At 74.3% G+C, this 766-nt stretch carries 1 protein-coding gene; it reads right to left on the bottom strand.

The genetic code is table 11. The features are described from left to right. Positions 1–766, bottom strand: a 766-nt coding sequence (locus tag AC27IQ_RS26165) for an NADPH cytochrome P450 oxidoreductase family protein (protein ID WP_487091387.1), incomplete at both ends; no start/stop codon positions are given.

The following is a 766-nucleotide window of genomic DNA, read 5'->3' as shown; positions in this document are numbered from 1 at the left end:
GCGCCCGCAGATGGCTGCGCAGGCCGGCGATGCCCGTGCCGTTACCGATCAAGACGAGGGGCCGAGCAGCGTTGTCCTGCAACCGGAAAGGCCCGTGCGCGCGCAGGCGCAGCGGCACGGCATCCCCCAGCGCCAGGCCCGCGCACAGCCAGCCCGATGCCACGCCGGGCGTGCCGTCCTCGCGCACGGCCTGGCGCACGGTGAGATGAATGCGTCCGTCGCCCGGCACCGAGGCGATGGAATAGTTGCGCGGGCGTTGCGGGTCGGCCGGCGCGCACAGTTGCACCAGGTCGCCGGACGCCCAATCGGCCGCGGTACCGGGCGGGGGCGCCAGTTCGATGTGGAACACCGGCGCTCCCAGGCTGCCCGGGTTGAGGTGGCGGCGCGCGGCCAGCGTCCAGTCGGCGAACGGCGGCGCCTCCCAGGCAGGCGCCCCGTTCAGGTTCGCGACCTGCGACAGCTGGTGCTGCCATGCCAGGAGCGCGGCCGGGGCGCCGTTGTCCATCTCCACCCGCTCGAACAACGGCACAGCGCCCTGCGCGCGCAGCCAGCCGTCCAGCTGGCGGCCGAAGCCGCAATAGTGCGCGTATTGCCGGTCGCCCAGCGCCAGCAGGCCGTACTGCAGGCCTGCCAGCGAGGGCGCCGCGGCCGCGCCCATCCACTGCCCCTGGAAGCCCGCGGCGTTGTCAGGTGCATCGCCCTCTCCGTACGTGCTGGCCAGGAACAGCGCGCGGCGCGTGCGCTGCAGCAGCGCCGCATCCACCGC

It is taken from the genome of Acidovorax sp. KPB24-07, assembly GCF_057543315.1.
Note: the sequence above shows the minus strand (reverse complement) of the source record. Positions and strands in the feature narration are given on the sequence as shown.